23 protein-coding genes and 1 pseudogene are annotated in these 24,560 nt (G+C 66.5%); 5 read left to right on the forward strand and 19 right to left on the reverse strand.

Translation table 11 applies throughout. The annotated features are described in order from the left end of the window. The first annotated feature begins 117 nt into the window (after window positions 1-117). Window positions 118-849 carry a helix-turn-helix domain-containing protein gene (locus EV674_RS00100; protein ID WP_119014894.1) on the forward strand — a complete coding sequence of 244 codons (732 nt, stop codon included), beginning with the start codon at window positions 118-120 and terminating at the stop codon, window positions 847-849. Here EV674_RS00100 and EV674_RS00105 read toward each other — a convergent pair. Then, the gene (locus tag EV674_RS00105; RefSeq protein ID WP_241525050.1) at window positions 786-1,790 is read right to left on the reverse strand and encodes a helix-turn-helix domain-containing protein; all 1,005 of its coding nucleotides are present in this window, start codon (window positions 1,788-1,790) and stop codon (window positions 786-788) included. The genes EV674_RS00100 and EV674_RS00105 overlap by 64 nt on opposite strands. Window positions 1,791-1,871: 81 nt before the next feature. Here EV674_RS00105 and pobA point away from each other — a divergent pair, with 81 nt between their 5' ends. Continuing rightward, entirely contained in the window at window positions 1,872-3,044 is a 1,173-nt protein-coding gene (pobA, locus tag EV674_RS00110) for a 4-hydroxybenzoate 3-monooxygenase (protein WP_119014892.1), read from the forward strand. A gap of 952 nt (window positions 3,045-3,996) precedes the next feature. Here pobA and EV674_RS00115 read toward each other — a convergent pair. The 5 genes from EV674_RS00115 to EV674_RS00135 all read right to left on the reverse strand — a co-directional run bounded on the left by EV674_RS00115 (window position 3,997) and on the right by EV674_RS00135 (window position 10,346). Continuing rightward, window positions 3,997-5,706 carry an acyl-CoA dehydrogenase family protein gene (locus tag EV674_RS00115; protein WP_119012337.1) on the reverse strand — a complete coding sequence of 570 codons (1,710 nt, stop codon included), beginning with the start codon at window positions 5,704-5,706 and terminating at the stop codon, window positions 3,997-3,999. Window positions 5,707-5,830: 124 nt separating this feature from the next. After that, the gene (locus EV674_RS00120; protein ID WP_119012445.1) at window positions 5,831-6,817 is read right to left on the reverse strand and encodes a Bug family tripartite tricarboxylate transporter substrate binding protein; all 987 of its coding nucleotides are present in this window, start codon (window positions 6,815-6,817) and stop codon (window positions 5,831-5,833) included. A 66-nt stretch (window positions 6,818-6,883) separates the two neighbouring features. Then, window positions 6,884-7,669 carry an SDR family NAD(P)-dependent oxidoreductase gene (locus tag EV674_RS00125; RefSeq protein ID WP_119012338.1) on the reverse strand — a complete coding sequence of 262 codons (786 nt, stop codon included), beginning with the start codon at window positions 7,667-7,669 and terminating at the stop codon, window positions 6,884-6,886. 31 nt (window positions 7,670-7,700) lie between these two features. Next, window positions 7,701-9,557: a feruloyl-CoA synthase gene (locus EV674_RS00130; RefSeq protein WP_119012339.1), complete on the reverse strand. Its 1,857-nt coding sequence runs from the start codon at window positions 9,555-9,557 to the stop codon at window positions 7,701-7,703. Between the two features lie 3 nt (window positions 9,558-9,560). Next, a complete protein-coding gene (locus tag EV674_RS00135; protein ID WP_119012340.1) occupies window positions 9,561-10,346 on the reverse strand; it encodes a crotonase/enoyl-CoA hydratase family protein in 786 nt (261 codons plus the stop codon). Window positions 10,347-10,504: 158 nt separating this feature from the next. Here EV674_RS00135 and EV674_RS00140 point away from each other — a divergent pair, with 158 nt between their 5' ends. Continuing rightward, the gene (locus tag EV674_RS00140; protein WP_119012341.1) at window positions 10,505-11,398 is read left to right on the forward strand and encodes an amidohydrolase family protein; all 894 of its coding nucleotides are present in this window, start codon (window positions 10,505-10,507) and stop codon (window positions 11,396-11,398) included. A gap of 4 nt (window positions 11,399-11,402) precedes the next feature. On the opposite strand, the gene EV674_RS00145 is transcribed toward EV674_RS00140, so the two are convergent. From EV674_RS00145 to EV674_RS00195, 12 genes and pseudogenes are all read right to left on the reverse strand, one after another. Then, window positions 11,403-11,900 (reverse strand): MarR family winged helix-turn-helix transcriptional regulator, encoded by a 498-nt coding sequence (locus tag EV674_RS00145; protein ID WP_119012342.1) that lies wholly within the window; start codon window positions 11,898-11,900, stop codon window positions 11,403-11,405. Window positions 11,901-11,958: 58 nt separating this feature from the next. Beyond that, a complete protein-coding gene (locus EV674_RS00150; protein ID WP_119012343.1) occupies window positions 11,959-12,804 on the reverse strand; it encodes a class III extradiol dioxygenase family protein in 846 nt (281 codons plus the stop codon). A 9-nt stretch (window positions 12,805-12,813) separates the two neighbouring features. Then, the gene (locus EV674_RS00155; RefSeq protein ID WP_119012344.1) at window positions 12,814-13,209 is read right to left on the reverse strand and encodes a protocatechuate 4,5-dioxygenase subunit alpha; all 396 of its coding nucleotides are present in this window, start codon (window positions 13,207-13,209) and stop codon (window positions 12,814-12,816) included. 4 nt (window positions 13,210-13,213) lie between these two features. Next, window positions 13,214-14,224: an aldo/keto reductase gene (locus tag EV674_RS00160; RefSeq protein WP_119012345.1), complete on the reverse strand. Its 1,011-nt coding sequence runs from the start codon at window positions 14,222-14,224 to the stop codon at window positions 13,214-13,216. 72 nt (window positions 14,225-14,296) lie between these two features. After that, window positions 14,297-15,256 (reverse strand): Gfo/Idh/MocA family oxidoreductase, encoded by a 960-nt coding sequence (locus tag EV674_RS00165; RefSeq protein WP_119012346.1) that lies wholly within the window; start codon window positions 15,254-15,256, stop codon window positions 14,297-14,299. A 1-nt stretch (window position 15,257) separates the two neighbouring features. Further along, window positions 15,258-16,163, reverse strand: a complete 906-nt coding sequence (locus EV674_RS00170; protein WP_241524880.1) for a class III extradiol dioxygenase subunit beta — start codon at window positions 16,161-16,163, stop codon at window positions 15,258-15,260. A gap of 147 nt (window positions 16,164-16,310) precedes the next feature. Continuing rightward, window positions 16,311-16,631: pseudogene (ligA, locus tag EV674_RS17625) on the reverse strand (protocatechuate 4,5-dioxygenase subunit alpha); the annotation flags it as partial. 106 nt (window positions 16,632-16,737) lie between these two features. Continuing rightward, the gene (locus tag EV674_RS00175) at window positions 16,738-17,670 is read right to left on the reverse strand and encodes an amidohydrolase family protein (RefSeq protein ID WP_119012348.1); all 933 of its coding nucleotides are present in this window, start codon (window positions 17,668-17,670) and stop codon (window positions 16,738-16,740) included. A gap of 8 nt (window positions 17,671-17,678) precedes the next feature. Further along, a complete protein-coding gene (locus EV674_RS00180; RefSeq protein WP_119012349.1) occupies window positions 17,679-18,689 on the reverse strand; it encodes a Bug family tripartite tricarboxylate transporter substrate binding protein in 1,011 nt (336 codons plus the stop codon). 166 nt (window positions 18,690-18,855) lie between these two features. Next, window positions 18,856-19,539, reverse strand: coding sequence for a 4-carboxy-4-hydroxy-2-oxoadipate aldolase/oxaloacetate decarboxylase (gene ligK / locus EV674_RS00185; protein ID WP_119012350.1), 684 nt, complete (start codon window positions 19,537-19,539; stop codon window positions 18,856-18,858). Between the two features lie 37 nt (window positions 19,540-19,576). After that, window positions 19,577-20,611, reverse strand: coding sequence for an amidohydrolase family protein (locus EV674_RS00190; protein WP_119012351.1), 1,035 nt, complete (start codon window positions 20,609-20,611; stop codon window positions 19,577-19,579). 89 nt (window positions 20,612-20,700) lie between these two features. Continuing rightward, window positions 20,701-21,393 (reverse strand): substrate-binding domain-containing protein, encoded by a 693-nt coding sequence (locus tag EV674_RS00195; RefSeq protein ID WP_119012352.1) that lies wholly within the window; start codon window positions 21,391-21,393, stop codon window positions 20,701-20,703. A gap of 167 nt (window positions 21,394-21,560) precedes the next feature. Between EV674_RS00195 and EV674_RS00200 the strand changes: the two genes are divergently transcribed. Next, on the forward strand, window positions 21,561-22,508 hold the full coding sequence (locus tag EV674_RS00200; protein ID WP_119012353.1) for a LysR substrate-binding domain-containing protein: 948 nt from the start codon (window positions 21,561-21,563) through the stop codon (window positions 22,506-22,508). Window positions 22,509-22,667: 159 nt separating this feature from the next. Continuing rightward, complete coding sequence (locus EV674_RS00205; protein WP_119012354.1) at window positions 22,668-23,132, forward strand: YXWGXW repeat-containing protein; 465 nt, start codon at window positions 22,668-22,670, stop codon at window positions 23,130-23,132. Between the two features lie 140 nt (window positions 23,133-23,272). Here the strand turns inward: EV674_RS00205 and EV674_RS00210 are convergent, their stop codons facing one another. Beyond that, on the reverse strand, window positions 23,273-24,556 hold the full coding sequence (locus EV674_RS00210) for an FIST signal transduction protein (RefSeq protein ID WP_119012355.1): 1,284 nt from the start codon (window positions 24,554-24,556) through the stop codon (window positions 23,273-23,275). Between the last annotated feature and the right edge of the window lie 4 nt (window positions 24,557-24,560).

Raw genomic sequence — 24,560 nt, forward strand, 5'->3', positions numbered from 1 at the left:
CGCGCATTGTGCGCACAAACCAAGACGCTGGCGGTGGGCCGCGCCGGGAGCAGCGCAAAAATACGCTCCCGGTAGCGTGCGCTGGTACTTTGCGCGCCTGCCAGATACTTGCACCCCATGAGCACCACCGCCGACCTCGTCACCGCCCTGAAAAAAGAACTCAAAAGCGCGCAAATGACCTATGCCCAGCTGGCGCAGGCGCTGGGCATGGCCGAGTCCAGCGTCAAGCGCATGCTGGCCAAGGGCGATATGCCGCTGTCGCGCGTGGATGCCATCTGCCGCGTGCTCAAAATCGACTTTGCCGACCTGGCCCGGCAGGTGGCCGACCACCAGCCCCTGCTCAAGGAGCTGACGCAGGCGCAAGAGGCTGCCGTGGTGGCCGACAAAAAACTGCTGCTGATGGCCATTTGCGTGCTCAGCCAATGGACGCTGGAGCAAATCACCGCCAGCTACCGCCTCACCGAGGCCGAGGGCATCCAGTACCTGGCGCAGCTCGACCGCATCGGCATCATTGAGCTGCGCCCGCTCAACCGCTACCGCCTGAAGCTGGCCAAAACCTTCCGCTGGCGCGCGCACGGCCCGGTGATGCACTACTTTCGCGAACACGCGCTGCTGGACTACTTTGCCGGCAGCTTTGACGGCCCGGGCGAAGGCGTATTGCTGGTGCATGGCGCCATCAGCCGCAGCCTGGCCAGCAGCTTCATGGAGCGCATGCAGCGCGTGGCGCAAGACTTTGCCCAGCAGCACCTGGCCGACCAAAAGCTGCCCGACCGCGAGCGCGAGGGCTACACGCTGCTGCTGGCCGCGCGCCGCTGGGAGTTTGCCGCCTTTGCCCGCATGCGCCGCTGACCCGGCCCCGCTGGCGCCCCGGTGGCAGCGCCCGCTGGCGCCGTCCCCGACACCACGCCCGAGGCCGACACCTGCGCCCGAAAGCTGCGCGGCGACAGGCCCGCATCGCGCGTGAAAGCGCGCGTGAAATAGGCCGGATCGGCATAGCCCAGGGTGTAGGCGATGGTGGCCACGCCCAGGTGCGTGTAGGCCAGATTGCGCCGCGCCTCGCGCATCAGGCGCGCCTCGATCAGGCGCAGCGCCGATACCCCGGTGGCCGCCCGCGCCACGCGACTCAGGTGTGTGGGCGATACCGACAGCGCCCGTGCGTAATCGGCCACCTGCCAGTGCTCCAGAAAATGCGCCTCGATCAGCGCCTCCAGCCGCTGCACCAGGGTGGACTCGGGCACGGGCGCATCGCCCGGGTGCTGCGCCTCCAGGGCCCGCGCCACCCAGCCCAGCAGCGTGGCACTGAGGCCGCGCAGCACCAGCGCCCGCGCCTTGGAGCGGCCACAAAACTCCTGCCACACCTGGCCCATCACCTCGCGGGTCTGCGCCGGGGCCGGGGCCACGGCGGGGCGCGCCAGGTCGCGGCGCACATCGCCCACGCGCACAAAGATTTCGTCCATCAGCTCATCGGCCAGGGTGGTCACCCAGCCCTGCGTGTCCTGCGTGAAGCGAAAGGCGTGGACATGGCCCGGCGGCACGTTGATGAGCGCGCCCGGAAACAGCGCGTGCTGTTCGCCATCGAGGTGCGCCACACCGCCGCCCGAGACCAGTAACAGCACCTGGTGCAGCCGGGTGTGGCGGTGCGGCGCCAGCTCCCAGTCGTGCAGCACCGAGCGCTCGGCAATCGTCTCGCAGTGCAGCACATCGGGCAGGTGCTGCGACTCGCCAAACAGGCTGTACGACTGGATGGTTTCCATGTTCGAAAAGTGCATGTTCTGGAGGATTCCGGCCATTCAATGGCGCCACTTTGCCACGTATCGTTCAGCCCCACAGCTTGACCGCTGTCATGAACCACCAGAAACAGGAGACATTCCATGAAAACCCAAGTCTGCATCATCGGCGGCGGCCCCTCGGGCCTGATGCTGTCGCAACTGCTGCACCTCAAAGGCATTGATACCGTGGTGCTGGAGCGCCAAAGTCGCGAATATGTGCTGGGCCGCATCCGCGCTGGCGTGCTGGAGCACGGCTTTGCCGAGCTGATGCGCGAGGCCCAGTGCGGCGAGCGCATGGACAAGGAAGGCGAGATCCACGACGGCTTCCTGATCGCCCATGGCGGCCAGGTGAGCCGGGTCGATTTGCACAAGTACAGCGGTGGCAGCTCGGTGGTCGTCTATGGCCAGACCGAGTTGACGCGCGACCTGTACGCAGCGCGCGATCGCATGAATGGCGTGGTCATCCACAACGCCGAAGACGTGCAGCCGCACGACCTCAAAAGCGCCACACCCTACGTCACCTACCGCAGCGGCGATGAGGTGGTGCGCATCGACTGCGACTTCGTCATCGGTGCCGACGGCTTCCATGGTGTGAGCCGCAAGTCCATTCCGCGTGATGTGCTCAAAGAGTACGAGAAGGTGTACCCGTTTGGCTGGCTGGGCGTGCTCTCGCGCACCAAGCCGGTATCGCCCGAGCTGATTTACGCCAAGCACGAGCGTGGCTTTGCGCTGTGCTCGCTGCGCTCGCAGGTGCTGTCGCGCTATTACATCCAGGTGCCGCTGACCGACAGCGTGGAAGACTGGTCGGACGACGCCTTCTGGGCCGAACTCAAGCGCCGCCTGCCCGCCGACGTGGCCGCGCAGCTGGTGACAGGCGCGTCGATTGAAAAGTCCATCGCCCCGCTGCGCTCGTTTGTGGCCGAGCCCATGCGCTACGGCAACCTGTTCCTGGCCGGGGACGCCGCCCACATCGTGCCGCCCACCGGCGCGCGCGGCCTCAACAGCGCCGCCTCGGACATTTATTACCTGTACCACGCCATGCTGGCGCACTACCAAAACGGCGACAGCACGGGGCTGGACCAGTATTCCGAAAAAGCACTGGCGCGGGTGTGGAAGGCGCAGCGTTTTTCGTGGTGGATGACGACCATGCTGCACACCTTCCCCGACTCGATCGCCTACGACCAGAAGCTGCAAGAGACAGACCTGGCCTACCTGTTCTCGTCCGAGGCCGCGCAGCGCTCTCTGGCAGAGAACTACGTCGGGCTGCCGTTCTGAGGGACTTTCACCGCCGGGCTTGGCGGAGGCAGAAATGCTCCTGAATCAATAGCCTCTTGCGCCCACTGGATGGGCGCTAGAGGCCAATTGGGCTTGAATCTCTATTGGGGGTTGTCTGGCTTTTGCTGGGGGGCTCTTGGGGTTGGGATCTTGGCTCTTGGCGTTTTGGTCTTTGCTGAGGGCGGGGGCCGGGTCTCGCCCCGGCGGGCGCCTCACTTTCTTTTGCTTCGCCAAAAGAAAGTAAGCAAAGAAAAGGCGACCCTGCTGTGCGTGACCCCGCTGCTGCGCAGCGGGGCAACCTGCGATGCTCACGCCGTGCGGGGGCCGCGCAAACTCGCCTTCGGCTCAAACAGCGCGCGGCCCTGATCCGCCCGGCGCTGCGCTTCTCGGCACGCCCAGAAGGGGCGGTGGGGGCCAGAACAGCCGAACATCCACTCGGGCCATCGCTGCGCTCGGCCCAACATCCGCGCGGCAAACGGCAAATGCCACACAGCGCGTAGCGCCTGTGCCATCCAGGCCGAGCGAAGCAATGGCCCGTATGGATGTTTGGGGGCGCTTCACCCCCCTGTGACTGCGCCTGGGCCGGGGTGCTTGCGGGGTGGCGGGTGTGCCGCAGGACACACCCGCAGCGTGGACTGACTCGCCGTGGTTGTTTGAACGCAGCGCCGCAGGCGCGCAGTGAGTTCCACGGCGCACCCCGCAAGTGCACCGGCGCAGGTGTGCCCCAGCGCTGCGCGCTGGGGTCGCAGGCGTGGGGTCGCTTTTCTTTTGGGTACTTTTCTTTGGCGAAGCAAAGAAAAGTACCTCGCCCGCCGGGGCGAGTCCCGGCTCCCGCCTTCAGCAAAGAGCCAGCCTCAGCCAAGCTCCCGCCCTTGGCAAAAGCAATGCGTCAGAATCTGCCCCCAATATCAAAATTGATAGCGGCCAGCGAACACCAGACGGGCGCCAAAGCCTAATTGGGCTTGAACTCCAGCACCTGTCCAATGCGCTGGCGCAGGATGGCCACACGCATTTCGAACTCAGGCAGCACCCACTGGGCAAACGCCTGGGCGGGGGCACTCCAGCGCTCACCGTGGCTGTGCGCGCTGATCTGGCCCCAGGCCCATTCGAGCAGCAGCAGGGCCACGGCGCGCAGGTAGTCGTCGGCCACCCAGTAGGGCAGTTCGGGGTCGGACTGCGCGGCAATCGCCAGGGTGTGCGTGATCTCCACCAGCGCATGGCGGCGTGCGCTGGCCGCAGCGCTGGGGGCGGCACCGGGCAGCGTGCCCAGCAGCGTGCTCAGGCCCTGGCCGCCGTCGGCCAGCACCTTGCGCACCAGCAGGTCGATGGCCTGAATCTCGTTGGTGCCCTCGTAAATCATGGACACGCGGGCGTCACGCACGATTTGTTCTACGCCCCACTCGCGCACGTAGCCATGGCCGCCAAACACCTGCAAGCAGGCGCTGGCGCCCTGAAACCCCTGGTCGGTGAGCGCGGCCTTGAGCACGGGCGTGACCAGCGCACACCAGCGCTGGGCGCTGGCGCGCTCGCTGGCATCGGGGTGGTGCCGGGCCACGTCCAGTTGCAAGGCGGTGTGGTAGGCCAGCACGCGGCCACCGTCGATCCAGGCGCGCTGCGTGTGCAGGATGCGCCGGATGGCCGGGTGGTCGTGGATCAGGCTGACGGGCTCGGTGGCGCCGGGCGCGCGCATCTGGCGGCGCTCCTGGGCGTAGGCGCTGGCTTTTTGCCAGGCCGCTTCCAGCAGGCCAATGCCTTGCAGGCCCACGTGCAGGCGCGCGGCGTTCATCATCACGAACATGGCGGCCAGGCCCTTGTGCGGCTCGCCCACCAGCCAGCCGGTGGCGTCGTCAAAGCGCATCACGCACGTGGGGCTGCCGTGCAGGCCCATTTTTTCTTCGATGCGCTCGCAGACCACGGCATTGCGCTCGCCCAGGGCACCGGGCTGGTGGACGTGCGGCAGCATTTTGGGCACAAGAAACAGCGACAGCCCCTTGGGCCCGGCGGGCGCATCGGGCAGGCGCGCCAGTACCAGGTGGATGATGTTGTCGGTCAGGTCGTGCTCGCCGCCGGAGATGAATATCTTGCTGCCACTGACGCGCACGCTGCCGTCGGGCTGGGGCACGCCTTTGGTGCGCACCAGGCCCAGGTCGCTGCCCGCGTGGGCTTCGGTCAGGCACATGGTGGCCAGCCATTCGCCGGTGGCGATTTTTTCCAGGTACTGGGCCTGGAGCGCGTCACTGGCGTGGTGCTTGAGGCACTCGTAGGCGCCGTGCAGCAGGCCCGGCGCCATCGTCCAGCCCTGGTTGGCGCCGGGCAGCCATTCAAACAGCACGCATTCGAGCACGGCGGGCAGGCCCTGGCCACCATGCTCGGGCGCGCACGACAGCGAGGGCCAGCCCGCCTGCCAGAAGGCCCGGTAGGCATCGCGAAACCCGGTGGGCGAATGCACTTGCCCGGCATCAAAGCGGCAGCCTTCCTCGTCGCCACTGCGGTTGAGCGGGGCGATGGCGCTATCGACAAACCGGGCCGCCTCGTCCAGCACCTGCGCGGCCAGGGGGCCGTCGGTATCGGCAAACGGCGCCAGCGCCTGCCAGCGGCGGGGTGCCTGGAGCACGGTGGTCAAGAGGTGCTGGATGTCGTCCAGAGTGTGGCGTGCTTGCATGATTTGCTTCTTTTTTGATAGCTGCTTGCGCTTGCTGCATAAGCGCCAGAGGCACTTTTTACTTAAAAATGGAGGCCCCTGCGTGTGCCCCTGCCAGCCGCCGCAGGCGACCCAAGCGGGCTTTTTACGACTCCGCAGAGAACCCGATGCGCTTGATCAGCGGGCCCCAGGTGTCGTACTCGGCCTTTTGCCAGCGGGCCTGCTCTTCGGGGGTGGAGCCGTGCGGAATCAGGCCCACGATGGCCAGGCTGTCCGTGACCGATTTTTCTTTCAGCGCGGCGTTGATGGCGGCGTTGGCGGCGGCAATCACCGGCTTGGGCGTGGCCGCCGGGGCGTAAAAGCCGAACCATTCTTCGGTGGTCAGCTCGGCAAAACCCTGCTCGGCAAACGTGGGCACATCGGGCACATACGGCGATCGCTTGGGGCCCGAGGTGGCCAGAATGCGCAGCTTGCCCGCTTTGGCGTTGGCAATGAAGTCGCCGTGCGGCGTGACCATGGCGGCCACCTGCCCGCCCACCACGTCCGTCACGCCGGGGATGGAGCCACGGTAAGGCACATGGCGCAGCTCCACGCCGCTGTTCAGGCCCAGCAGCGCGCCCAGAAAGTGGGGCGTGGTGCCCGCACCGGGCGAGCCGTAACTGGCATCTTTGGGATTGGCCTTGGCCCAGGCCAGGAAGTCTTTCACGGTCTTGACGCTGGCGGGCACCATCGGCCCCACGGCCAGGCCGTGGTGCATGACGGCACCAATCGAGACGGGCGCAAAGTCCTTGTCGGTGTAGTTCATCTTGCTGAAGATGTGCGGGTAGTTGGCCAGGGCCGATACCTGCGCCAGCGCCAGCACCGAGCCGTCAGCGGGCGCGCTCTTGAGGGTTTCCAGCGCAATGCGCCCGCCCGCGCCGGGCTTGTTCTCGACCACGCCGGGGTATTTGCTGAAGGCGCTGCCGCCCCATTTTTCGGCCACGCGGCGGGCCACGGTGTCGCCCGAGCTGCCCGCAGGAAAGCCGAAATACACCTTCACCTGCTCCACCTGCGCGTGGGCAGCAAACGGGTAGAAGGCGCCCAGTGCGGCGCTGGCGCCCAGGGCTTGAACAAATTGGCGGCGGGTGGTCATGGTCATGTCTCCATTGGTGTTGTAGTGAATGTCAAAAGAAGGCGTGCAGCGACGCCGGGGGGCATCTCATCGCGGGGCCATGCGCAGCGCCCCATCGAGCCGGATCACCTCGCCATTGAGGTGGCCGTTGGTGACGATGTGGCAGGCCAGCTCGGCAAACTCTTCGGGCTTGCCCAGGCGCGGCGGAAACGGGATGCTGGCGGCCAGCGATTGCTGCACGGCCTCGGGCAGCTCTTGCATCAGCGGCGTGGCAAACAGGCCCGGCGCCACGGTGCAGACGCGGATGGCGTGCTGCGCCAGGTCGCGCGCCATGGGCAGCGTCATGCCTGCCAGCCCGGCTTTGGAGGCGCTGTAGGCCTGCTGGCCCACCTGGCCATCGAACGCGGCCACCGAGGCGGTGAACACCATCACGCCGCGCTCGCCGCACTCCAGCAGCGGCAGCCTGGCGCAGGCGGCGGCAAACAGGCGGCTGACGTTGTAGGCGCCGATCAGGTTGATCTGCACCACGCGCACAAAGTCTTCCAGCGGTGCGGCGCTGCCGTCGCGCTGTACCACGCGCTTGGCACTGCCCACGCCGGCCACGTTCATGAGGATGCGCGCGGGGCCGTGGGCGGCAGCCGCTTGCGCCAGCGCAGCGCTGACGCTGGCGGCATCGGTGATGTCGCAGGCGCAGGCCAGGGCGCTGCCCGCACCGCAGTCCGCGTTGATGGCGGCGGCCACCGCATCGGCCTGCGCGGCGTTGCGGTCGAGCACGGCCACGCGGGCGCCCAGCCGGGCCAGCGTGCGGGCGGTGGCTTCGCCCAAACCCGATGCGCCGCCGGTGACGAGCGCGGCTTGTCCTTGAATCTGCATGGTGTGTGTCCTTGGGGTGGTGCGCGGCGCGTCAGGCGCCGGGCTGGAGGATGTGCGGTGCGGTGCCGTCGTGCAGGGCCTGCACCAGCGCGTCGCGGTGCGTGAGCACGGCGCGCTGGTTAACGGAGCCTTTGTCGGTGATCTCGCCCTTGTCGATGGAGGGCGGCTCGGCCACCAGCAGCGCGCGGGCCACGCGGCTGGCGCTGCCGGTGGACTCGCGGGCCAGCTGGCCCAGCACGGCCTCGATGCGCTGGCGCACGGCGGGGTGGGCCACCACGTCGGCCCAGGGGGCGTCGGGGCCCAGGCCCGCCACATCGCGGCAGGCGGGGGCAGGAAACAGCAGCGCGCCCACTTCCTTGCAGTCCAGGCCGGTGAGCACCACGTCCTGGATGTAGGGCGCGCCCGCCACGATGATCTTGGCGCGCATGGGGCCCACGCTGACGAAGGTGCCCGTAGAGAGCTTGAAGTCTTCGGCAATGCGGCCATCAAACGCCAGGCCGCGGTGGATGTCGTGCTCGTCGATCCACTTCACCGCATCGCCCGTACACAGGTAGCCCTCGTCGTCGAAGGCGTCGCGCGTGGCGGCGTCCGAGCGCCAGTAGCCGGGCGTGACGTTGGGGCCGCGATAGCGCACTTCGGTCTTGCCGTCCACATCGACAAGTTTCAGCACCATGCCGGGCACGGGCGCGCCGATGTGGCCCGAGCGCACGTCGGGGCTGTTGACAAACATGGCAGACGGCGCCGATTCGGTCATGCCCAGGCCCGTGGCCATGACGATGCGCTCGCCGATGGCGGCCTCTTGCGTGGCGTGCAGGCTGTCCCACACGGGCTGGGCCAGGCCCGCCCCCGAGTAAAAGAACATGCGCACCCGCGACAGCAGCGTGCTGCGCAGCTGGGCATCGGTCTTCATGGCCTGGGCAATCATTTCAAAGCCGGTGGGCACGTTGAAGTACACCGTGGGCGCAATCTCGCGCAGGTTGCGCAGCGTCTCGCCAATGTGCGCTGCCGTGGGCTTGCCGTCGTCGATGTAGAGCGTGCCGCCGTGCATCAGCGTGAGGCCGAAGTTGTGGTTGCTGCCAAAGGTGTGGTTCCACGGCAGCCAGTCCACCAGCACGGGCGGGGCCTCGGCCAGCACGGGCAGCGACAGCGTGATCTGTTGCAGGTTGGCGCACCACATGCGCTGGGTGTTGATGACCGGCTTGGGCATCTTGGTGGAGCCGCTGGTGAACAGAAACTTCACGATGGTGCCGGGGCCGGTGGCATGCATGGCCGCATCCACGGCGGCTGTGGCCACGGTGCTGCGCAGGCACCCGAAGGTGGTGCTCTGGCGGCCTTCGATGGTGCCCTGGGCCAGCACCACCTCCACATCGGCGGCCACGGTGGCGGCAATGGCCGCGCCGTAGCGCGCGCCATCGGCGGCAAACACCAGGCCGGGGGTCAGGGTCTGGATGGCGTGGCGCAGTTTGTCGTAGTCCTGGCTGACGGTGGCGTAGGCGGGCGATACGGGGCAATAAGGCACCCCGGCGTAGATGCAGCCCAGCGCCAGCAGCGCGTGCTCCAGGGAGTTTTCACTGAGCACCACCACGGGGCGCTCGGCATTCAACCCGCGCTCCAGCAGCGCCTGGCCAATGCTGCGGGCAGCGTCCAGCGCCTGGGCGTAGCTGATGTGTTGCCAGTCGCCCGTGGCGCCGCCTGGCAAGGACACGCGGCGCGCCAGAAAGCTGTGCTCGGGCGTGACCTCGGCCCAATGCACCAGGTAATCGGTCACGCGCCGGGCGTAGGCGCCCAGGGGCAGATCGGCTTGCAGATAACGCACGCCGGGCGCACCGTCGCGCAGGTTGACGCGGGTGACGCCAAAGTTCATCGGGCGGTAACGGGGGGTGTTCATGGCTCAGTCCTCCTTGCGCACCTTGGCGGCGCGGCCTTCCAGGAAGTCGGCCAGGCGCGCCTTGGCTTCGGGCGCGCTTTGGGCAATGGCGGCCATCATGGCTTCGGTGAAGAAGCCCTGGTCGGCGGGCTGCTCGGCAATGCGCGGCAGCGCGTGCATGAGGGCGTAGTTGGTCAGCGGCGCGTTTTGTGCCACGCGCACGGCCAGCTCCAGCGCCTTGTCAAAGGCCTGGCCCTCGGGCACCAGGTACTGGGCCAGGCCCACACGCTCACCGTCTTGTGCGTTATAGACGCGGCCTGTGAGCATCATGTCGGCCATGCGCGCCGCACCGATCAATTTGGGGATGCGCACCGCCCCGCCACCGCCGACAAAGATGCCGCGCGAGCCCTCGGGCAGCGCATAAAAGGTGGAGGCATCGGCCACGCGGATGTGGCAGGCGCTGGCCAGTTCCAGCCCGCCGCCCACCACGGCGCCGTGCAGCGCGGCAACCACCGGCACGGGGCCGTACTGCACCCGCTCCAGTGCGGCATGCCACATGCGCGAGTGGTGCAGGCCCTGGCCAGCATCGCGCTCTTGCAGCTCCGACAAGTCCAGGCCAGCGCAGAAATGCGGCCCATCACCGTCGATCACGGCGGCGCGCACGCTGGCGGGCATGGTGTCAAACAGATTGCGCAGGGCCAGGATCAGGCCGTCGTTCAAGGCGTTGCGCTTGGCCGCGCGGGTCAGGCGGATCACGGCGACTTCCTGTTGCTCGCCGCGCAGTTCGAAATGGATGTCTGGATGGGTCATGGTGGCTTTCGTAATGGCGCAATTGTGGTTATAGTTAATAACCAATTCAAGCAAGCCAAGCCCATTTTTTGTTGGTGTTTACCCTTGATCTGCGCCACCCTCCGTGGTGCATGCCGGGGCGAGCGCGCAGCACACGGGCACAACCCGGGAGACACCCCATGGACTACGAAAATCTGATTGCCATCGACATCCACACCCACGCCGAAGTGAGCTGCCGAAACCCGTTTGACAACTACGGCGAGGAGTACGACCGCGCCGCCGACAAGTACTTCAAAAATGGCCGCCGCCCCACCATTGCCGAAACCGTGGCGTACTACCGCGAGCAAAAAATCGGCCTGGTGATGTTCACCGTGGACAGCGAGTCCCAACTGGGCCGCCGCCGCATTCCCAATGAAGAAATCGCCCAGGCAGCGCGGGAGAACAGCGACATGATGGTGGCCTTTGCCAGCATCGACCCGCACAAGGGCAAGATGGGCGCCCGCGAGGCCCGCCGCCTGGTCGAGGAGGAAGGCATCCGGGGCTTCAAGTTCCACCCCACGGTGCAGGGCTACCACCCCTACGACAAGATGGCCTGGCCCATCTACGAGGTGATTGCCGAACACCAGTTGCCCGCCATCTTCCACACCGGCCACAGTGGCATTGGCAGCGGCATGCGCTGCGGCGGCGGGCTACGGCTGGCCTACAGCAACCCCATGCACCTGGACGACGTAGCCATCGACTTCCCCGACATGCAGATCGTGATGGCGCACCCGAGTTTTCCGTGGCAGGACGAAGCGCTCAGTGTGGCCACGCACAAGCCCAACGTGTGGATAGACCTGTCGGGCTGGAGCCCCAAATACTTCCCCAAGCAGCTGGTGCAGTACGCCAACACGCTGCTCAAAGACCGCGTGCTGTTTGGCAGCGACTACCCGCTGATCACACCCGAGCGCTGGATGAAGGATTTTCAGGAGGCCGGCTTCAAGCCCGAGGTGATGCCCGGCATCCTCAAGGACAACGCCGTGCGGCTATTGGGCCTGGACAAAAAAGCGCCCGCTGCTGCGCCGCAGACCTGACCGGTCAGTCGTACACCTTTTGCAGCAGCCGGATCAGCGTCTTGCGCTCGGTGGCGGTCAGGCGGGCGGTGGCGTCTTGCTCCAGCTGCGCGGCGGTTTGCTCGGCCTGGGCAGTCAGCGCGGCCCCTTCGGGCGTCAGGTGTACGCCCATGGCGCGGCCATCGCTGGGGTGGGGGCGGCGCTCAATCAGGCCGCGCCGCTCCAGTGCGGCAATCAGGCCCACCATGTTGGGCGGCAGCACGTTGAGCGTGGCGCACAGCTGGCGCGAGGTAATACCGGGGTTGTGCGCCACCAGCGACAACACCGAAAACTCCACCACCTTGAGCCCATACACCGCCATGCGCTCCATGAACAGCCCAATCACCGACAACGAAGCCCGGCGCGCGTTGTAGCCCACCAGCGTGCGCAGCAGGCTGGTGTCCACGGCCTCGGTGGCGGGTGCGGGGGCATCGGTGCAGGCAGCGGGGGGCGGGGTCTTCTTGCGGGATCGGGTACTGGACATGGGGCGCCATTGTGCCGCGCCCGCCTGCCACCACCGCCTGCGCTGCGCCAGGCGGCGGCTACACCGCTTCCAGCGCCATCACCGCCGTGGCCGTGTTCGAAATGGGGATGTGGTAGTTGCTGTGGACGCGGCGCACCCCCGGCGCTGCCGCACTGAGCGCCCCGCGCATTGCCAGCCACATCAGCAGCTCCACGCCCTGGGTGCCGGTTTTTTCCACCAGCTCATGCACGCTGAACTGCGTGGCCCATTCGGGGTTGCTGGTCAGGCTCTCGATGAACTGCAAATCAAACGCCTTGTTGATGAAGCCCGCGCGCTCACCATCGAGCTGGTGCGACAGGCCGCCCGAGGCCATCACGGCCACCTTCTTCGTGCTGTCCCAGCTCTGGATGGCCTGGCCCACGGCCTTGCCCAGCGCGTAGCAGCGCTTGGCCGAAGGCAGCGGAAACTGCACGGTGTTGATGCACACCGGCACCACCGCCACGGGACAATCGCCCTCGGGCCAGAACAGCTTGAGCGGCAGCGTGCAGGCGTGGTCCACCAGCATCTCCTGGCAGGTGACCACATCAAACTCCTGCTCCACCAGCGTATGGATGAGGTGCCACGACAAATCCACCTCGCCCGCCAGCGGCGCCAGCGTGGGAATGCCCCAGCCCTCGTCGGCGTTGTGGTACTGCGCCGCCGCACCCACGGCAAAGGTGGGCATCTTGTCGAGGAAGAAGTTCAGCCCGTGGTCGTTGTAGAACATCACCACCACATCGGGCTTCTTCTCGCCCAGCCAGTGGCGGATGGGCGGAAAACCGTCGAAGAAGGGCTTCCAGTAGGGCTCGTTTTGCAGGCCTTTGTGGATGGCATTGCCAATGGCCGGGATGTGCGAGGTGCCAAGGCCCCCGATGAGTTGTGCCATGGGGTCTCCTTATTGGCCAGCGGCCACGAGTTTGGCTTTGAATGCTTCTTTGGTCATGCCGGTTTGCTGCGCACCGATGTCCTGCATGTCCAGCTGGAAGATGCCCGCAAACTTGGCCAGGTAGTAGGCATTGCCACCGGCAGCAATGAGTTGCAGCACGTTCTTGGCGCGGATGGCGGCGGCTTGCGCTTCGTTGAGGCCGTACTGGCGCATATAGGCCTCGGGGTCGGCCACAAAGGCGGCGCGGTTGGCGGCGTCGTTGAACGAAAAGCACATCTTGTTCAGCGCGTAGCCCTTGCGGGCCTGGGCGCCATCGAACAGCGTGGTGCCGGGGATGGGGGGCAAGGCAGTGGTCACGGGGGTTGTCTCCAGGGGGAAGGTGGACAGGGCGAGGCCGGGGGCCATGGCGTCAGGCGGCGAACACCTCGGTATCCACCTCGGAGGTGCCCTGGGCGTTGTAGCGCTGGCCCACCACGGTGTGCTGGTTGATGAGCGCACCCAGCCGCGCCAGCACCGGCGCGCTCAGCGCCACCTGCGCGGCGCCCAGGTCATCGTGCAGGTGCGCCACGCTGGTGGTGCCGGGGATGGGGATGATGTCTTCGCCCTGGTGCAACAGCCACGCAATGGCCAGCTGCGCCAGCGAGCAGCCCATTTCTTGCGCCAGGGCGCGGCAGCCCTCCAGCAGTTGCAGGTTGGCGGCATAGTTCTCGGGCGCAAAGCGGGGCATGGCGCGGCGGATGTCTGCGGGGTGCAGCGTGGCCACATCGGTCAGCTCGCCGCACAAAAAGCCTCGGCCCACGGGGCTGAAGGCGACAAAGGCCACGCCCAGTTCGCGGCAGGCATCCAGCACGGCAATTTCCGGGTTGCGCGTCCACAGCGAGTATTCGGTCTGCAAGGCGGCGATGGGGTGTACGGCGTGTGCCCGGCGCAGCGTGGCCGCCGACACTTCCGACAGCCCGATGCTGCGGATCTTGCCCGCGCGCACCAGATCGGCCAGGGCGCCCACGCTGTCTTCAATGGGCACCGTCTTGTCCCAGCGGTGCAGGTAGTACAGGTCGATCACGTCGGTCTGCAAGCGGCGCAGGCTGTCTTCGCAGGTCTGGCGCAGGGTGGCCGGGCGGCCATCGATCACGCGCACCAGCTTGCCATCGCCGTTCACGTCCACGCCCTGCATGCCGCATTTGCTGGCCAGGGTGAAGCGGCTGCGGTGGTTTTTGAGCACCCGGCCCACCAGCGTCTCGTTGGCACCAAAACCGTACAGGGCGGCGGTGTCGAACAGCGTCACGCCCGCATCCAGCGCGGCCAGCAGCACGCGCTCGCCCTGTTCGGGCGATACCGGCGCGCCGTAGGCATGGCTGAGGTTCATGCAGCCCAGCCCAATGGCGCTGACCTGGAAAGGGCCCAAAGCACGTTGTTGCATTCAATTCTCCATCAAAATGACGACCAGCCCTTATACGATAAGCGCAAGCAGCTATCAAATAATGAGCAAAAATCAGGCGTTGAGCTGCTGCTCCAGCTGGTGCAGCACCTGGTAGCAGGCCAGCACGCGGCCCACGCTGGCGTTGGGCTCGCGGCCTTCGCGGATGGCGGCAAAGAACTCGCGGTCTTGCAGCTCGATGCCGTTCATGGACACATCCACCTGGCTCACGTCGATCTGCTCGTCCTTGCCCGTGTACAGGTCGTCGTAGCGCGCCAGGTAGGTGGCGGTGTCGCCGATGTAGCGGAAGTACGTGCCCAGCGGGCCGTCGTTGTTGAAGCTCAAACTCAGCGTGCAGATGGCGCCATTGGCCGCCTTGAGCTGGATGCTCATGTCCATGGCAATGCCCAGCACGGGGTGGATGGGGCCCTGGATGGCGTTGGCCTGCACGATGGGGCTGTTGGCCTGGTAGGCAAACAAGTCCACGGTGTGGGCGGCGTGGTGCCACAGCAGGTGGTCTGTCCAGCTGCGCGCCTGGCCCAGCGCGTTGGTGTTGGTGCGGCGAAAGAAATAGGTCTGCACATCCATTTGCTGGATGTGGAACTCGCCCTTCTGAATCTTGTGGTGCACGTACTGGTGGCTGGGGTTGAAGCGGCGGGTGTGGCCGCACATGGCCACCAGACCGGTCTGCTGTTGCAGGGCCACGACGGCTTCGGCGCCCTGGAGGCTGTCGGCCAGCGGAATCTCCACCTGCACGTGCTTGCCCGCCTTCAGGCAGGCCATGGTCTGCTCGGCGTGCATTTGCGTGGGCGTGCAGAGGATGACGGCGTCCACCTCGGGCAGCGCCAGCGCATCGGCCAGGTCGGTGGTGACGTGGCCAATGCCGTACTTGGCCGCCACTTCGCGGGTCTTTTCCAGGTCGCGGCTGGTGAGCGAGACGACTTCCACGCCGTCGATATTTTTAATGCCGTCCAGGTGCTTGATGCCGAAGGCGCCAGCGCCCGCCAGGGCGACTTTGATGGTTTTTGCGGTCATGTCAGGGGTTCTCCAGAATCAGGTGGCCTACGGCCGTGTTGGATGCGGGCACATGGTAAAAGCGCTGCGCCACATGGGGCGCCGGGCCACCGGCCACGTCGGCCATGGCACCGCGCGCAATGAGCCACATCACCAGCTCGATGCCCTCGCTGCCCGCTTCGCGCACGTAGTCGATGTGCGGCAGGGTGGCCAGCGCGGCGGGTTCAGCAATCAGGCGATCGAGGAAGCGGTTGTCCCACTCCTGGTTGATGAGCCCGGCGCGCGGGCCTTGCAGCTGGTGGCTCATGCCGCCCGTACCCCAGATTTGCACTTTGAGCGGCTGGTCAAACGACTCGATGGCGCGGCGGATGGCCTGGCCCAGTGCAAAGCAGCGCTGGCCCGAGGGCACGGGGTACTGCACTACGTTGACGTGGAACGGAATCACCTTCACCGGCCAGGTCTGGGGCGAGCCGAACAGCAGGTTCATGGGCACGGTCAGGCCGTGGTCTACCTTCAGGTTGTTGACGATGGTGAGGTCAAAGTCCTGTTGGATGACCGACTGGGCAATGTGCGCGGCCAGCTCGGGGTGGCCCATGACCTTGGGCACGGGGCGCGGGCCGTAGCCCTCGTCGGCAGGCTCGAATTCGGCGGCAGTGCCGATGGCAAACGTCGGGATGGTGCCCAGGTCAAAGCTGGTGGCGTGGTCGTTGTACACCAGGAACACCACGTCAGGCTGGTTCTCGCGCATCCACTGCTTGGAGGGTTCGTAACCGGCAAACAGCGGCTGCCAGTAGGGCTCGCCGGTCTTGCCCAGGTCAATGGCGGCGCCGATGGCGGGCACGTGCGAGCTGTACACCGATGCCGTGATGCGCGCATGGCTGGCCGCGTTGGTGCCGGCTTCAGCCTGGCGCGCAGCGTGCTCGCCGATGATCTGGGCGGCCAGCGTTGCTTGCTGCGCCAGCTCCCAGGCTTTCCAGGCGTCGGAGCGGGCCATGGGGCCTTGGGCATCGCCCGCCTCGCCCAGGTAGCGGTTGCCCTCGGGGCTGCGGCCACCGGCGATCATCATGTCGCGGTACTGCAATTCGCTCATGCCGGTCATGCTGCCGGCCATTTGCTGGAAGGAGAGCCCGTCGGTGGCGCCCAGCTTGGCCAGAAAGTAGATGTTGCCGCCGGTGCGCATGGCCCAGTTCAGGTCGCGGGCGCGCACGGCGGCGCGCTGCTCGTCGGTCATGGGCCACTCGGCCAGGTAGGCGTCTTCGTCTTGCTTGAAGCGGGCACGGTTCTCGGCCTGCATCAGGCTCATGCAGAACTGGTTGAGCCAGTAGCCTTTGCGGCTTTGGTCAGCGTCAAAAATGGTCGTGCCGGGCACGTCCAGGTAGGGTTTGTCGAGTGGCACGGTGGCTCCTCTATCTAGGTTTCAGGTGGAATCGCCGCCGGGCCGCCCCAAGGCGATTCACGCCCCCTCGGGGGGCAGCGACCCGCGCAGCGGCTGAGCGTGGGGGCTAACACGCTTCGGGCCAGTACAGGCGCATGGGGTTGTCCACCAACAGCTTTTGTTGCAGCGCTGGCGTGGTGGCGATGTGCGGAATGAAGTCCACCAGCAGGCCGTCGTCGGGCATGTGGTCTTTGAGGTTGGGGTGCGGCCAGTCGGTGCCCCAGAGCACGCGGTCAGGAAACTCCTCGACCACCTTGCGGGCAAACGGCACCACGTCGCGGTAGGCGGCCTGCTCGCCGTTCAGAGCGTGGGGGCCAGTGGCAGACAGGCGCTCGGGGCAGCTCACCTTGCTCCACACATTGGGGTGCTGGCGCATGAATTGCAGGAACAGCGCGAACTCTGCGCTGTCCACGCCTTTGGCCACGTCGGGGCGGCCCATGTGATCGACCACCACGGTGGTGGGGAGCTGGGTAAAAAAGTCCCACAGCTCGGGCAAGTCCACAGCCTCAAAGTAGATCACCACATGCCAGCCCAAGCGGTGGATACGCGCGGCAATCTCCATCAGCTCGTCCTTGGGCGTGAAGTCCACCAGGCGCTTGACGAAGTTGAAGCGCACGCCGCGCACGCCCGCGTCGTGCATGGCCTGCAACTCGGCATCGCTCACGCTGCGCTTGACGGTGGCCACGCCCCGCGCCTTGCCACCGGAATGCACCAGGGCATCGACCATGGCGCGGTTGTCGGCGCCGTGGCAGGTGGCCTGCACGACCACGTTGCGGGCAAAGCCCAGGTGGTCGCGCAGCGCATAGAGCTGGTGCTTGCTGGCGTCGCAGGGCGTGTATTTGCGCTCGGGGGCGTACGGAAACTCGGCGCCAGGGCCAAACACGTGGCAGTGCGCATCGACCGCGCCTGCGGGCAACTGAAAGCGCGGCTGGCTGGGGCCGCTGTACCAGTCGAGCCAGCCAGCGGTTTTGGTGAAGTCACCGGAAGTCGGTTGGGGCATGGCAGCTCTCAATCCAGCGATACGTTGGCTTTGCGGATCACGTCGCCAAAGCGTTGGCTCTCGTCCTTGACGAACTGGGTGAACTGCGCGCGGGTGGTCGGAAACTGCTCGTAGCCAAAGGTCTTGAATTTGTCGGCCACTTCGGGGCCCGACAGGGCCTGCTCAATGTCCTTGCGGATTTTTTCGGTCACGGCGGCGGGCAGGCCGGGGGGCACGGCAATGGCGTTCCAGCCCGTCACGACAAAGTCTTTGGGGCCACCGGCTTCGGCCACCGTGGGCACGTCAGGGAACTCGGCGGAGCGCTGCGGCCCGGCAAACGCCAGCAGGCGCAGCTTGCCCGCGCGGTACAGCGGCCCGGCGGTGGCGGCACTGCCCAGCGCAAAGGCCAGGTCGCCGGTCGAGACGGAGGTGTAGAGCTGCGTGGTTTCCTTGAAGATCACGTGCTCCATCTGCGTGCCCGTGGCGCTCTCGAACATCTCCGAGCCCAAATGCACCGGGTTGCCCACCGACCAGGAGCCATAGTTGAGCTGGCCGGGGCGGGCCTTGGCGTCGGCCACGATGTCGGCCACGTTTTTGTACTTGCTCTGGGTGCCCACGGTGAAGAAAAAGTGGGTTTTGAACAGGGGCAGCAGCGTGTCGAAGTCTTTGGCCACGTCGTAGGGCAGCTTCTTGAACAGGCTGGGGTAGGCAGCCAGGTGGACGTTGTCGAGCACGATCAGGTCGTGGCCATCTTTGGCGCCGCGCTTGAAGGCGTCGATGGCGATGAAGCCGTTGCCACCGGGGCGGTTTTCCACCACCACCGACTGGCCCCAGGCCTTGGAGAGCTTGTCGGCCACCAGGCGGGCCACGCCGTCAGGCCCGCCGCCCACCGGGAACGGGGTGATGATGCGCACCGGCTTGCTCGGGAACGATTGCGCCGCAGCCCAGGGCGAGGCCAGCGCGCCCAGAGCGCACACGGCAGACAAGGCCAGCGCCGTGCCGATGCGGCGGCGGGCGGGGGAAGAAGGGGTGGTGTTCATGGATGTCTCCTGTTGTTTTGATTGCTATTGAAAAAATAGCTGCTAGCGCTTATCTGAAAAGGCTTGGAAGCCGATTTGGCTTCATATGGCTATGGCAGACCGCTGGGGAAATGCGCACTGGCGCCGCCGCAGGCGGGGGCGTGCGCCGTGTCGCAGTCGATGGCGGTCAGTCGATGTACTTCAGGCCGGCGGCGGCCAGGGGCTCGCGCATCTGGTACATGTCCAGGCCCAGCACGCCGCTGGCCAGCTTGGCGCGCTTTTCGCCCTCAAAGCTCTCGCGCTTTTGCGCTGCCGCCAGCGTGGCCACCGCGCGGGCAGCGGGCACGCAGACCACGCCATCGTCGTCGGCCACGATCACGTCGCCCGGCGTGACCAGCATGCCAGCGCACACCACCGGGATGTTGACCGAGCCCAGCGTGGCCTTGATGGTGCCTTTGCTGGAGATGGCGCGGCTCCACACCGGGAAGTTCATCTCCTGCAAGGTTTTCACATCGCGCACCCCGGCGTCGATGATGAGGGCGCGGGCGCCCCGGGCCTGGAAGGACGTGGCCAGCAGGTCGCCAAAGTAGCCGTCGGTGCATTCGGCGGTGACTGCCGCCACCACGATGTCGCCGGGCTGTATCTGCTCGGCGGCCACGTGCATCATCCAGTTGTCGCCGGGTTGCAGCAGCACGGTGATGGCCGTGCCGCTGACCTGCTGGCCGCTGTAGATGGGGCGCATGTAGGGCTTGAGCAGGCCCACGCGGCCCATGGCTTCGTGGACGGTGGCCGAGCCGAGTGCGGCCAGCCCGTCGGCGGCGGCGCGGTCGGCGCGCTGGATGTTGCGGTACACAACGCCTAGTTCAAACATGGTGTGGTTCTCCTTGGGGGGGTGCGGGGCGTGGGGCTTACAGGCCCTTGGCCTTCAGGCGCGCATCCAGGCGCGAGAACACGCGGCGCACGTTGCCTTCGTAGATCTGGTGCTTGTCGTCGCTGCTCAAAATGCGGCTGGCTTCGATGTAGCGCTTGGTGTCGTCGTAGTAGTGGCCGGTGGTGGGATCGATGCCGCGCACGGCGCCAATCATTTCGCTGGCAAACAGCACGTTCTTCACCGGGATCACGGTATTGAGCAGGTCGATACCGGGTTGGTGGTAGACGCAGGTGTCGAAGTACACGTTGTTCATCACATGCTCGTCGAGCAGGGGCCTTTTCATCTCCTGCGCCAGACCCCGAAAGCGCCCCCAGTGGTAGGGCACCGCGCCACCGCCGTGCGGAATCAAAAACTTGAGCGAGGGGAAATCCTTGAACAAATCGCCCTGGATCAGCTGCATGAAGGCCGTGGTGTCGGCGTTCAGGTAGTGCGCGCCCGTGGTGTGAAAGCACGCATTGCAGGAGGTAGAGACGTGGATCATGGCGGGCAGGTCGTACTCCACCATCTTTTCGTAGATGGGGTACCAGTGCTTGTCGGTCAGCGGGGGGCTGGTCCAGTGGCCGCCGGAGGGATCAGGGTTCAGGTTGATGCCGACGGCGCCGTATTCCTTGACGCACTTTTCCAGCTCGGGGATGCAGGTGGCCGGATCGACACCGGGCGACTGCGGCAGCATGGCCACGGGCACAAAATGGTCGGGGAACAGCGTGGAGACGCGGTAGCACAGCTCGTTGCAGATGGCCGCCCAGGTGCTGGACACATTGAAGTCACCGATGTGGTGGGCCATGAAGCTGGCACGCGGGCTGAACAGCGTGATGTCGCTGCCGCGCTCTTGCATCAGCTTGAGCTGGTTGGTTTCGATGGACTCGCGCAGTTCGTCATCGCTGATGCTCAGGTCGGCCACTTGGGGCATGGCCGCCGGGTCTTTGATGCCAGCGATCTGCGCATTGCGCCAGTTCTCCAGCGCCTTGGGGGCCGTGGTGTAGTGGCCGTGGCAGTCGATGATGAGGCTCATGTCCGGGGTGCTCCTTGTCTATGGGGTGTCATGTGGCGTGGTGCCAGGGGTTGCGGTGCGGGCGCTGTCTCCAGGCGATGGCGGCAGGGTCACACCGGCGCCATGCCCTGGCGGCGCTTGGCATCGGCGGCTTGCGGCGATGCCAGGTAGGCCAGCAGCGCCCGGGCTGCCTCGGCCTGTGGCGACTGCGCACCCACGCCCGCTGAAAACGTGGTGGTGATCTGGATGGCCGCAGGCAGCGGCCCAGCGATGGTGATGCCGGGCACATGCAGCAGCTCACTCAGTTGCTGAAAGCCCAGCGCCACCTCGCCCCGCGCCACCAGCGCGCCCACGGGCACGCCCGGTGGCGCTTGCACCATGCGGGGGGCGATCTGGTCGGCAATGCCCCAGCGCGCAAACAGCTGGGACAGCGCCACGCCACTGGGGCCGGTGGACAAGCTGATGCTGGGCGCGGCCAGCACGGCTTGGCGCACGGCGTCTTCGGTGCGCAGGTCAGGCAGCGGCGCCCCAGCGGGCACGGCCACGGCCACGCCCGACTGCACCCAGTCCACCTGGCTGCCCGGCAGCAGTTGCCCTGCCGCCAGCAATCGGGCGATGGCGTCCGACGCCAGAATCACCACGTCAAAAGCCTCGCCCGCCTGCACGCGCTTGGCAGCGTCCACACCGCCCACCGATTCGATGGCCACGTGGGTGCCCGACTGCTGCGCAAACCCATCCACCAGCTCGGCCAGCACCTGGCGCGTGGCCATGGAAGAAATGCCGCGGACCACGGGGGCGCTCATGCGGTGTCTCCGGCGGGGCGCTGCGCAGCGCGGGGGTGTGCGGTGGTGTCCATGGCCTGGATTGTGGACAGCAGCGGGCACGATCAGAAGCCCTCCCCGGCACTACCAGATATACCATTGCGCGATAGTTCACTTCAAGCTATTGCAAATAGCGCAGATCGTTTTCCATGGACCTCAAGCAGATCGAATACTTTGTCCGCGTGGCCGAGCTGGGCAGTTTTACCCGCGCGTCCGTGGTGCTGGACATTGCCCAGCCCGCCCTGAGCCGCCAGGTGCGCCTGCTGGAAGTGGAGCTGCGCCAGAACCTGCTGGTGCGCAATGGCCGGGGCGCCACCCCCACTGAGGCGGGCAAGCTGCTGCTAGAGCATGGGCGCGGCATCCTGCACCAGGTGGAGCGCGCACGCGAAGAACTGGGCCGCGTGCGCGGCGCGCTGGCCGGGCGCGTGGCCATCGGTCTGCCGCCCAGCATCGCCAAAGTGCTGACCGTGCCGCTGACCCGCGCCTTCCGCGTGAAGCTGCCCGACGCAGCGCTGGCCATCAGCGAAGGGCTGTCGGTGGCCATGCGCGAGTCGCTCACCACCGGCCTGCTCGATATTGCGCTGCTCTACAACACGCCTCCGGCGCCAGGCATCGAGACCACGGCGCTGTTGGAGGAAGACCTGTTTCTGGTACAGCGCCGCAGCGCCGGGCAGGCCCAGGCGGGCACCAATGCACTGGCCGGTGTGCCCCTGTCGCTGGACGAACTGCCGCGCTTTGCACTGGTCATTCCCACACGCCCCAACTCCATCCGCATGCTGGTGGAATCGGCCCTGGCCGCGCGGGGCCAGCGCCCGCAGATCAGCCTCGAAATCGACGGTGTGGCCGCCATCCTGGACTTGGTGGCCGATGGCGCCGGTTGCGCTGTGCTGCCCATGAATGCCGTCACCACCTCGGGCAAACCGGAGGTGTTCAGCACCCGGCCCATCCACAGCACCAGCAACGATGACGCTGGCGCAGCGCGTCTGCGCAGCAAGCTGTTCATGGCGGTCAGCTCACAGCGCCCAGCCACCCTGACACAACAGGCCATGGCCGAATTGATTCGCAGCACCTTGCAGGCGCTGTACCGCGCGCCCTGATCCACCAACGAGCGGGTAGCAAGACATAACGGACTGCCATTGCAGCGCAGTGGATACAGGCTTACACAAAACTTCGCACGCCGCCTACAGACGATTGACGCCACGATGGCACCATGAAGACTCCCGTTTCCGCAAGGAACGCACCCCGGAGAGTCCCTCATGGCCCACACCCGTTATGCCTTGTCTGCCGCATCCCTTGCTTTGTGGGTGTTGTGCGCGGCAATCCCCGCACAGGCCGCGCCGCAAGCCACCGTCATCATCCAGTCCGATGCACCCGATCGGACGTACCGCCCCGGCCCACCGGCTTACCAGGTGATTCCGGCACCCCCACCGCCCCGGCGCGAAGCCATGCCCCGCCCACGCCGGGGTCAGGTGTGGCAAACAGGCCATTGGGAGTGGCGTGGCAACCGCCACCGCTGGGTGCCAGGCCACTGGGTACAGGCCCGGCCCGGCTACCAGTACCGCCAGCCGCAATGGGTGCAAAACAATGGCCGCTGGGAAATGCAGCGCGGCGGCTGGGATCGCGACCGCGATGGCATCCCCAACCGCCGCGACCGTGACCGCGATGGCGACGGCGTACCCAATCGCTATGACGAACGGCCCGATAACCCCTATCGCCGCTGATCCATGCCAGGCCGCACCCGTGCTGCTGGGGCTTTCGCGGCCTGGGTGCATGGGGCGCGGGCACCCCTGGGCACCTTGATTTACTATTGATTCGATAGCTGCCAGCGCCCACGGCACAAGGCTTTGAGCCCGAAAATGCTTTAGATAGTGGGATCGTCGCTGGTAAACACTGTGAGTACGCCCGTGTAGCCGTACACATGGTGGCCAGCTATTTCACCTGCGGCAAAAAAACCCACCAGAGGCACATCGCCCAACGCATGGCGCACCGCCCGCAGTTCGGCGCCGGGCCCGCCCCAATGGGAGCCCCCCCGGGTAGAGCAGCTCACATAAATGGCGCCGGTGATGTGGCGCTGGGGTGGTACCGCCAACGCCTGCTCGGGCGCAGTGCTGCCCAGCAAAAAGGGCTCCAGCACATCGGGAGAAAGCTCTTCACGGACTTCTGCACAGATGCGGGTCAGGTCAGCATGTGCAGCTGCCGCACGGCACTGGCAAAACGCCAGCCACATGCCGGGCTCGATGGATTCGGCCAGTGCCACGCCGTGGCGGGCACCATCCAACCCCAGGATTTGGCGCACGCGCGTGTCGGGGCCGAAGTGGCCTGTGCGCGCACAGGTGCCAGGCTCTTCGCCCGCGTCCATGAGCCCTGCCAGGGTGGCGCGCACACGCTCGACAGCGATCTGCGGGTCGCCTTCAAGCGAAACGTCCAGCGTGCGCAGCAACACATCCAGGGCGGGCTCACCGTCCAGTGCCAGCACCACATTGTCTTGCGCAGCGGTGATGCGCTGCACCGGCCCCACTGGCTGGCAGCCTTGGGTGATGCGCGATAGCCAGTGCACGCCAGGCCCCCAGGCCACGCCCGACAGGCCGCCGAGGAACACCCCACCGGCTGCGCCATGACCCGCCAGGTTGCCGCTGCCCCCCACAGCAAACTGCACGCTGGCGCCACGGCTGGCGGCCAGGCCACCAAATACGTAGCCGCTGGTGGTGCGCTCGGCCATTTCGGCGACCAGGCCGGTAACGTCGGGGGTGTTGCCATCCGCATGCACCAGGGCGGTGTGCGCCACAAAACGCCCTTCGCCCACACGCGGCAGTGGCGCCACGCCCGAGAAGACGCGGTACTGATCGCAGGGAATATCCAGCAGCATCACCGCCAGGGCGGGCTCATCAAAGTATTGGGCATTGCTGGCACACACCCCTATGCCAACGGTGCCGCTCCAGTCAGTCACCTCCGGCAACTCGGCGCTGAGAAAATCCAGCAGCGTCTGTGCCTCGCTGGCGTAGTGGTCGGTGATGTAGAGCAGGCCCAGCGTGGGCGCATGGGCGTAGCCGGGCAGCGCCATCTGCGCGCGCAACTGTGCCAGCACCAAGGCGGCAGCCATGCGCCACTGCGGATGTGTGGCATGGCCGGTGGGGCACCGTTTCATGGGA

The organism is Simplicispira metamorpha, from assembly GCF_004341365.1.
In the GTDB taxonomy this organism is placed as follows: domain Bacteria; phylum Pseudomonadota; class Gammaproteobacteria; order Burkholderiales; family Burkholderiaceae_C; genus Simplicispira; species Simplicispira metamorpha.